Annotated in this window: 2 protein-coding genes; both read left to right on the top strand. The window is 62.0% G+C overall.

Going from position 1 to position 11,301, the window contains the following annotated elements; all coding sequences use genetic code 11:
• Positions 1-4,093, top strand: a 4,093-nt coding sequence (locus tag P1S59_13665) for a hypothetical protein (protein MDF1527284.1), incomplete at its 5' end; no start/stop codon positions are given.
• A gap of 620 nt (positions 4,094-4,713) precedes the next feature.
• On the top strand, positions 4,714-11,301 hold a 6,588-nt coding region (locus tag P1S59_13660; GenBank protein ID MDF1527283.1), incomplete at its 3' end, for a hypothetical protein.

The raw sequence follows: 11,301 nt of genomic DNA, 5'->3' as shown, positions 1-11,301 counted from the left end.
TAAGGACGGTCCTCCGATAGCGTCCTACATCTGGGGCGATGTGATCCCCAACTGTACGGAGTGTCACAGCGCGACGGTCACGACCCAGGTAACGGAGTCCCACAACGAGCACCTTGCACATCCCACTGTGGACTGCACCGACTGTCACGCTGCCACCAGTGCCACTTCCATGGGCGGCCAGTCGACCCACATCGACCAGTTCGTGACCCTGTCCGCTGGAGGGGCCTCTTACGGTGGCGGAGTCTCCGTCGGTGACACTAACTTCGGCACCTGCGATTCCGGCGCCTGCCACGACGCGGCTGTCGATATCGCGTGGGATGCGACGCCGACGAACTGTACCGACTGCCACTACAACACCCTGGAGGTGAACAATTTCAACGGCCGGGACGAGACGGCCAGTGTCATTGCATCGGCCCAGTACACTGGCCAGGGTCATGGCATGGCCAATACACCAGACAAGGGTTGCCTGGACTGCCATGCCATGAGCACGGGCCACGACTTCAGCGCGGCCCTCAACGTGAGTTCCAACCCGTTCCGCCTGGGCACCACGGGCGCCCCCTACGCCGGAACACCCGATGTGTTCTGCATGAGCAGCAGCGCCGGTTGCCACGCCAGCGCTCCCGCCGCCGACGTTGTGTCCCACACGGACGAGAATATGACCGCCGCCAAGCGGACCTGGCCTTCCTGGGATCCCAAGTGCGTGGACTGCCACGACCCCCACGGCGACGCGGCCAACCTGTCCATGATTCAGTCCGACCTGTTCGACGCCGGTTCCACCACCAACGGTGTGCCCAATGCTTCCGTTGCCGAGACTGTGGACTTTACCGTCAGGGGCGGGATCGCCGCGGGCAGCTATGCTGACACAAGCGACGGCGCCGACAGCATCTGCCAGGAGTGTCACACCGCCACCGTTTCCTTCCTGGATAACGACACCGCTGTTGCTGTAACGGGAGCCCACCCTGCCTCCGGTCTCAGCCCGTGTACCAACTGCCACAAACACGATTCGGCCTTCGAACCTTCCGGATGCGACAGCTGCCACGGCAACCAGGCAGGGTCCTACTGGCCTGCAGGCGCCACCTACCCCAACACGGCCGGTCGGCACCAGGCTCATATCGACGCCCTCATGAACGAGGCGTCCTACGGTACTGACGAGACGGGCCAGAAGGCCATGTGCGACCACTGCCACAACGATCCCTTCGGCGCGGGCGGGGGAGGGCACTACGAATCGCCCACCTGGACGGCCCCGGCCGATGTGGGCAGCTTTAACCGGATCTGGGACAGCGCGGCTGACAGCGCGGGAGCGGCGGCGGCCTACAACGGAACCACCGATACGTGCGCCGGCCTCGACTGCCACGACAACCAGACCACCGCGGCCAACTTCTCCTGGTACGCTTCAAGCACCTCGGCCTGCGGCATGTGCCATGCCGATGTGACAATAGACACCACTCACACGGCTCATACTGCCAGTACGACGAACTTCGGACTGACGGTGACCTGTGATACGTGTCACTACAGCACCACGTGGGACAGTGCTGCCCCAGGCACCGGTCACCGTGACGGCAGCTGGACCTTCGAGTTTAATTACACAGTAGGCAGTTGGGGTTCCGTGGCCTACAGCGGCAGCTGGGAAGCTGGCACCTCCGGCACCTGCGGCACCAACACCTGTCACAACGACGGTCGTGGCGGTGTGGCGGCTATCCCAGGGTACACATGGGGTACGACTTACGATAACTGCAACACCTGTCACATCGATTCGCCGATAACCTCGAGCCACGGCGAGCACCTGGCGTCCACGGTCGACTTCGGCCTTGCCATCGGTTGTCCTGACTGTCACGGCGCGGCCGCGCAGCAGCAGTCCACCCACATCGACAGCCAGGTGACGTTGGCCTCCTACGCGGCCTCCTACAACGGCGGCGTGGCCGTGGGCGACACGAACTTCGGTTCGTGCCTCACCAACTTCTGTCACAACGACGGCACTGGCGCCGCTCCGTCAGTTCCGGGCTACACCTGGAGCACCGCTTACGATGACTGCAACACCTGTCATACCGATAACCCGTCCAGCGGAAACCACGTCACCCACCTGTTGACCCCCTACGGACCGGCTGCCGATTGCGGCGATTGCCACGCGGCTAATAACAACAATACGACCATGTCGGGCCAGGCCTCCCATATAAGCGGCACTGTGGACTTTGCCTCGGCAACGACCTTTGGAAACACCACCGCCTGTGAAACCTGTCACGGCGGATCCACACCATCCGGATCGGCCAAGAGTTATTGGTCCTCAACAACAGGCCAGTGGCTCACTGACGGCGGTTACTGCGAATCGTGTCACGGCGATTACACCGCGGCGCAGATCGGCGGCATCGATGCCCCGACCAGGGCCGGCGCGGTGTTCGACAGCGCAGGCCACGGCAAGGTCACAGACACTGCCACCTGGGGCGGCTCGAACTGCGCCGACTGCCACGACGAGTACGATGCCAGCCACGTCAACGGCAGCCTGGGTGACAACCGTCTCAATACCGTCAACGGCAACGATTACAGCACATCGGTCAACGACTTCTGCGCCAACTCCTGCCATTCCCTCGTGGTGACGGCCCATTTTGTTTCCGGTGGGTCGAGCGACGACGGTAACAGGTGCGACCTGTGCCACGATCCCCACGGACAGAGCGGACACGATGCCATGATCGCGGCTGCCATCGGGAGCCCGGCAAAGACGGTCGTCGGCTTTACCGACAAGACCCAGCGCTCGAGCTACGTGGTGGTCAACCCCGGCGCAGGCAACTACGGTGTGTGTCAGGTGTGCCACGATCCGAACGAGGTTATCCACTTCAACCAGACCACCTCCGACGGGGCTACTCACTTTGGCGCGGCCGTGTGCACCGATTGTCATGACCACACCACGACGGTGGCCTTCGAGGTCAGCTGCGGCGCCTGCCATGCCGATGCCGGTTCTCTGCCCCTTGCCCACAACAAACATGCCGAGACCCAGAGCCCCGGCGGTGTCCAGATCTCCTGCGACGTGTGCCACGGTGTGGGTGCCGAGACTGGTAGCCACCCGGGACATGCGGCCGGTATTACTACTGTTACGGCGACCAACATTACCCTCCTCGGCCAGTCCAGCTACGTGGGCAGCTACGGTGCCAGGCCCAGTTGGTTCAGCTCCACCTGGGGTGGGCCGTCCTTCTTCGGCGCCACGAGTGTAAGTTTCACCGATACCTCCGACTTTACCTGCGACAACGTCCGGTGCCACGGAGGTGAGTCTGTTGTGTGGAACCAGACAGCCGACGCGGGCGCATCCACCTATTCGGACGTGTGCTTTAACTGTCACAACATCACACCGGCCACCTTCCAGCTGCCGGGCGGCACTCTATATCAGGCTGTTAACGCGGCTGCCAACTATGTCGGTCCCATCAGCGGCTTCTCCCGCGGCGGGCACGGCGACTCCAACATCAACAACGTTGCCTGGTTCGAGGATGTGGCGCCGGCCAGTTCAGTGCCCCTTGGCTGTGTGGCATGCCACGACGAGACGACGGATCACTTCCCTGTGGACAGCGCTGATCGATATCGGGTAGGGACGGCTGCAGCTGCCGGAGGACAGACCAAGGTAACGACCTTGTGTGTTTCCTGTCACTCAGAGGAGACTGATTTCCACTTTGTTTCCTCACCGAAACATCCCAGTGATAATTTCACAATTTGGGGTGGCGGCGGCACTATTGATGTGTTCATGAGTGACGGCGGAATGTCCGTATTCACCACCCATGACCCGGTTGCCAGCCCGTCTGTGGGCAGCCACATCGATCAGTTCGTGGACCACTGGAAACTGTACGGTGCGACAGGCGCCACGGACAGTGATACCAGCGACGATTTCGTTCCAAGGTTGCCCCTTGGGGACAGCCTGGATCCGGTCTGGAATTCCGACAATACGGTGGGAGAGCGTGTGACCTGCATCACCTGCCACAACCCCCACGGTACGGACCTTTTTGTGAGCGGTGAAACACCCGGTTCGGGTTCTACCGTGAGTCAGATACCGGCCAACAAAATGCTCCGGCTCAGAGACCAGGACGACGAGCTTTGCGGTGTGTGTCATAGGTAAAAGATTTAGGATGGCAGATTGTAAGTGATGGGAAACACACCGGTCATTGGGGGCAAGGCCTGCCGATCAGTGCATGTAGCTTTTTTGTTTTATCAGGAACCCCATGAAGAGGTTATGGGCCATTTAGTTTTAATGCTCATTCGTAATTCTGCGGGCGTGAGCCCGTGGTAGTTCACTAAAAACAAGTTCTTACGATTCAATATGTAGTTCGTTTTTATGGTTTCCTTATTGCATGAAATTGGAAGTAGAAAGGAAAAAGCAGCCTTGTGTGTTCATCAACGAAAATTCCATGCCGGGGCTAAATTGGAATTGTTACACAAGTTTTTTCAGGTAAGTTCCTGAAGTTGATATTATCGCTTTGGGTTTGCACAAATAGACCATATATCAAAGCGACCAATTGCAGCGCCAGGCAATCAGATGAAAACCTGGTGATCTCTTACTGCTTTGCCAGCGTTTGAGTACTGCAGGGTTTTGGCCAATTTGTATTGGCAGGTAATTCTGGTTTAAATGTAACTTTTGAGCAATTAGGGTGTATTATGACACAATAAACTCCGTTCAAGGGGTGTTTGTGTGTTTTTTCAAAGGTGGGAGCCTTTAAAGATTGATTGGAGCCTCAAAATATGAAGGATGAACGGTCCGCCAAACCGCGTCGGCGAATCCTGTCCCTTTTCCTTGTCGTCATCTCTTTATCACTGGTGACATTTTCCCCGGCCGTGGCCAGTCATAAACTGAATGCCCCGGGCACCTCCTGCTATGATTGCCACGCGGTGGGTGGTGCGGGTAATACCGTTGTGGCCGGCACCCATCTGATCAAGAAGGACGCCCGGATCATCGAAATTCAGAACGGCGGGTGGACCGGGGGCGACCTTCCGTGTGTTTACTGCCACGACAACACACCCAAAAGCGTTCGCGAGAATATGGCGGGCGTCAAGAACCACTACACCGATTTTTCCATCTCCAAACACCCGGTCAACCCATATACATCCTCCTCCATGCCCGATGGTGACGGTGATGCCGGTACCCTGGATTGCATTAACTGCCACAACAACATCCCCTACGTTGGCGGCGGCGCGAACGCCCTGAACCCCGACATTCATGGTCAGGACATGACGGATGTGGGTTATGCCGCTTCAACGGGAAATCTGTCTGCGGATAACACATTTCTGAACATGTCCACGGCTTCCAGCGTCTCCCCCTGGAACTCGGACGGCAACACCTTCTGTACTCGGCAGTGCCACGACAATGCTGGAGGCGGTACAGGCTACGTCACCAACGTCGCATTCCACGGTTACACTTCAGCGAAGGTGACCCTGGATGATGTTGACGCGGGAGGCGTCCCTGTGGCGCCCACCGGTTGTCTGGATGGTACCGGTACGGATGGCTGCCATGCATCCCACAGCTCGGACAACAACATCGGACTACTTTCCATCAGGAAACCGGGCGGCGCCGATGTGACCAGGAACGACTGCGGCGTGTGCCACAGCTTCGATGACGGCGGAGGGACCAGCGACTGGTCCAGCCACGGCCACGGGAAATTCTCCTCCACCAACAACATCAAGTGCACCAGTTGCCACGATGCCAGTGGGCCCCACTTCGAAGCTACCGGCAATACTCCCGTTTCCAACCCCAGTCTTCTCGCTTTCACCGTCAGCTACAGTCAGATATCCGATCTTACAGACCTTCCCACCTATGCCAACTGCGTGACCTCCAACTGCCACGCCGGCTACACAGCCCATACCGGTGATAACAGTATGCAGATCGGTTGCCTCGATTGTCACGAGGTTCACGGTGATGGGATCGGGACCAACGTGGCCATGATCCGCCAGAACATCCCGGTCTTAAGCGGTGCCAATGTCAATGTAGTCTACGGCACCACCGGCGACTATTACGCGAGCACCTCTCCGGGTAATTACAGCAACTACCTCTGTGACAACGAGTCATGCCATGGTCAGCCGGAAGGGCCAAAAGATTACGCCACGGCCATGAGCACCCACCCCGGGGGAAACGTGACCACGGGGTGCGCGGACTGTCACAAACACCAGCCTGATGCCGGCGGCGGGGGAGGATCCTGGGCCTCCTCGGGTTGCGACACCTGCCATGGAGCAAACGGGAACTACTGGCCACAGACGGTCTCCACCGACATAGCAGTCCGTCCTGACAGGGCCGGGGCCCATCCGAAGCACCTTGCCGTCCTTGCCGGCAACTCCTCCTGCGGCGCGTGTCACCCCAACGGCAGGCACACCGGTGACCAGGACAACGATCCGGCCGACGTGCACCAGGACGGGACCAGTACGACAACCTACCTGAAAGATTTCCAGAACCAGGACGACGCCAACGCAACCTACGACTCCACAGCTTCAACCTGTGCCCTGGCGGACTGCCACGGCGAGACCGCGACGCCGGACTGGTATACGGCTACGCCCATCACCTGCGGCGGCTGCCACGGCACGGGCGCTCTGGGCGTACCCGCCTCGGGGCTGCACTCCCTTCATGTCAATACGGCCAACAATGCCTATGTGGACGACTGCAACTCCTGCCACGGCACCGGTGCCAATACGGGGACCCACCTCGACCACTGGAACGGATCAGCCGGATTTGCCAGCGACATGTCGAGCTACGACACGACCAACGTCACCTGCGATAATGCATGCCATACCGTTTCGGGCGGTAACGATTGGCAGGCCGGCGCGGCCCTGAACTGCACCGACTGCCACATGGATGACGCCGTCAAGGATCTCCTGGGAGACAATCTGGGCGCCTACCTGCCCAGCACCGGCCTCCATGCGTCCACCAACGCCCTGGCTCACGACGCCAGCTTCGACACCGGCAAGGGGTGCACCCACTGCCACGACGAGAGCGCGGGGGTGACGGCCGGGCACATCACAGGCGTCTTCCAGAACTCCATCCAGGTGTCCTACAGCTTCAGCACTGCCAACGTGACCTCCTACAGCCAGGCCAACGGCTGCGCCGCGACCTGCCATATCGATAACGGCAAGTGGTCCCGCAAGTGGCTCGGGGTCGTGGACGCCCAGGCCCTGTCAACAAACAACCCCGGGGACGCGGTGTGCGACAACTGCCACGGCGACGGCCTTTCCAACGCCACCACGGTGAATGACGTCTGGCAGGGCGGCCTGACGATCTCCCACCAGAACAACTTCGACGCCGACGGCACCGCCGGCGAGGTGCTGAACCCCGTGAGCGCCCACAGCACGTGCCAGGCCTGCCACGGCTGGGGCGACGCCGCCTACAACGAGACCTACGGCGGGACCAGCCCGGCCCACGGCGACGGCCTCGTGACGATGAACGGCCCCGTGGGTGTCGGTGCCGAGTACGATTCAACACAGCGCGGCTGCCTGGCCGCCTGCCACCAGGGAGCCCTCGACAACGCCGTCGACCCCAACTACGCCCACACCATGACCGACTCGGGCTGGGTACTGAACTTCGGGGACTTCGGCTCCGGCGACTGTGACACCTGCCACGCCACCTACGGGCGGACCCACGCGAACGGTGACGAGGATTCCACGACCCACAGCACGGTGCACGCTATTTCTTCTCCCTACATAGGGTCCTGCACCGCCTGCCATCCCCATGACGGCATGACCGTGCCTCCCAACACCGGTATCCACAACGACAGCACGGTCAACTTTGGCGGCAGCCTGCCTGCGAGTATGAACGCGGTTAACATCGACACGGTCGTTCCGGACTGTTCGGTAACGAACGGTTGTCACGATTCTGACGCGGCGACCGAGTGGGGTACGGGGACCCTTGGCGCCGACCGGTGCGTGGACTGTCACGCGACGGCGGGCAGCATGAACCAGAGCGGTTTCGCGCCGACAACCGGTTCCCACATCCAGCACGGCGCGGACGCGGACACGACGGACGTGACGGAGTGCGTGGCGTGCCACGGCGGTTCTTACGCCACGATGGCCGATCCCCACGGGAACGGTTCCATCGAGGTTCTCGGTTCCGGGGTCACGTGGAGCAGCCCGAACTGCACGGTGACGCCTTGTCACAGCGACGCGTCGAACCCTGCCCAGTGGGGCAGTAACGCTTCCGTGACCTGTAACGAGTGTCACTACTGGGATGCGGATGGGGCTTCGGTGACGGGTGCGGGCAACACGACCCACTTTGCTTCCCTTTCCGCCGAGCACGGGACTCACTTCGATGCCGACAAGTTCTGCTCTGACTGTCACGCCTATAACGCTGGCGATACGACAGCTCCTCGGACCCATATCACATCGGGTTCCGGCACGGACGCTGTTGTTCTTGCGGGCCGGGGTGAGGCTCTATCCAACGAGGCATCGGTAACGGCCTCGCAGTGGGACAGCGTTACGAACAGCTGTTCGACGGACGTGTGCCACGACCCGTCGGCTGCCGGTTACGCTGCCACGTGGGGCGCGTCCACATCCAGCTGCGATCTTTGTCACGATAGCTCTGATCCTGCCACGGACGGCCACACGGCCCACCTGACGGGTTCTCTTGCGGGGACCTTCGGGTTCACGATGGGCTGTACGGACTGCCACGTGGACAACGGGACGAACTACGCCCACCAGACCGGAGCGGTGAGCTTCACGGCGGGTGCGGGCTACACGGGCGCACCCGACGGTTCGTGCGCCAACGCTTGTCACAACGACGGGCGGGCGGCCCAGGGTGCTCCCGCGGTGGCTGCCTCCTGGAACCAGCTCTACGGCAACTGCCTCATCTGCCACGGGAACCCCAACTCGACGGGCAGCGAGGGAGCGCGCCACACGACCCACGTGGGGAGCGCGAGCTACGTGAGCGGATGTGCGGAGTGCCACCCGGCGTCGTCGGCTGCGACGCACATCGACGGGACCCGGGACACGGGCGGGACGTCAAGCGTTGTGTACTCCACGACGCCGGGTACCTGCACCAACACCTGCCACCTGGTCGATACGGCCCGAGGCGACTGGAAAGATACTGCCGCACTGGCATGTACCGACTGCCACTCCGGAACCTACATCGGGACGGCTCCTGCATCCGGTCTGCACGCGGCCAGCGCTCTGACGGTTCATGACCAGACCGTTCCCGGCGGTTCCGGTACCGGCTGTGAGAAGTGCCACAATAACAATACATCGGTATCCGCGGGCCACAAGGACGGCACCCTGGACACCGTGAGCAACGCCAACTTCAACTGGAACACGACGAACATCCCGTCCGGTTACGACGAGTCCGGCGACGACTGCGCGGCGGTGTGCCACTCCGACAGCGCCACGTGGAACCGCCAGTGGGCGGGTGTGGCCGACACGGTGTGGAACTACACGGACGATCCTTCGACGGCGGCGGTGTGCGGCAACTGCCACGGTACGTTCTTCGAGGGTTGGGGCATCATCGGCGAGACGAACCACGTCAACCCGTCGACCTCCAACGATCCTGCCACCCTGGCCAGCGCGACGCCTCGCAGCAGCCACGACGAGTGTACGTTGTGCCACGGCTGGGCCGACGGTTCGAACAACTACGCGACCGGTCTGATGCACGAGAACGGTTTTGCGACGATGAACTCGGATGTTCAGTACCAGGATGCGGACGGTTCGTGTTCGGTGAACTGCCACACGCCGCTGACGCTGCCCATGAACACGGCCAGCGGCTGGACGGTGGATTACGTGGCCGGCGGGGCTCCCGCCTGCGGTTCGTGCCACGGCGATGGTGTGACTCCGGCTGTAGCCTCGACGACCCACGCGGCCCACGGCGCGACGCCGGGCGACCTTGTGTCCGGCGGTCCGTGGCCCGACTGCGTGCAGTGTCACCCGACGGCGGATTATGATTCCGGTCACTCGGGCGCCCTGTCCTACGACAACACCAAGGTGACGTACACGGGCGGCGAGAACGGGACGTGTACGACGGCCTCTTGTCACAACCAGGGTGCTGACCAGTCCGCGGCGTGGGATCTTTCGACATCGCTCCAGTGCAACGACTGCCACTATTACCAGGCGACGGTTGTTGACAGCACAGCCAACAAGGCTCACGCGGCATCGCTGAGTTCGTCCCACAACAAGCACTTCGACAAGCCTTACCAGTGTACCCAGTGTCACAACGACAACTCCGGCGACAGTTCTGATCCGCTCAGCCACGTGACGGGTACGGCGCTGAACGACCGTGCGGTTGCGGTGACGAACGAGGCGCTGGTGGTGGTAACCGACTGGAACGACACCAACGACAGCTGCACCAACAACACGTGCCACGACCCGTCCAACGAGGCCTTCGCGGCAACGTGGATGGTGTCCGATTCCACATCCAACTGCGGCCTGTGCCATGCTGATACGTCCGCGTGGCCGGGAACGGGCAGCCACCCGTCCCACAAGGTTGCAGCCAACACCTACGGGATCACCATCGCGTGTACCAACTGCCACACGAACAACGGCGCCGACACGGCCCACCTCGACGGTACGGTCGGTTTCGTGATCACGGCTCCCGGCTACGGCGGCACCACGGGGACTCCGTTCGCGGCATCCTTCGGGACGTGCGACACCAGCGACTGCCACAACGACGGGACGGGAACGGCGAGAGCGACGAGCACGTGGGGCACGGCCATCGCCGATCCCAACTGCGGGATCTGCCACGATTCCGCGCCTTCGACCCTGAGCCACAACGCCCACTTCGGTGCCGCGGCGACCTGGGGAGTGAGCCCGGACTGTGACAGCTGTCACGCTTCCGGCGGTCAGGACCAGTCCATGGGCGCCTGGTCGAGCCACATCGACTCTGCGGTGACGATGGCATCGGGTGCCGCGAGCTACGACGGCGGTGTGGTGGTGGGTGATGCCAGCTACGGTTCGTGTCTGACCAACGTGTGCCATAACGACGGCACGGCGGCGGTCGGGATCCCTGCCCGGGCCTACACGTGGGGCGTGTCCCTTGCCGACGACTGCGCGTCGTGCCACGAGGGCGCGCTGATGGCGGCGAACCGTCACGGCGTGCACCTGACGAGCAACGCGCTGCCCGCGGCGGATGACCTGACCGAGTGCGCGGCGTGCCACACGGCGACGGCGACGGCGGGCAAGACGGCCGCGGCGGGCAGCCACTTCGACGGTTTGCGGAACGTTTCCTTCGCGTCGACATATAGTTACGAGGCCGGCGCAGCTGGTCGCGCTGGAACAGGAAGTTCTACAACCTGTAGCGCGATCGTGTGCCACAACGGGGTGACCACCCCGGCGTGGAACGCCGTGATCAGCTGCGGCCAGTGCCACCGGGAT

It is taken from the genome of bacterium (assembly GCA_029210965.1).
GTDB lineage: Bacteria > BMS3Abin14 > BMS3Abin14 > BMS3Abin14 > BMS3Abin14 > JALHUC01.
The sequence above is the reverse complement of the archived record's forward strand: the minus strand, read 5'-3'. Positions and strand labels throughout refer to the sequence as shown.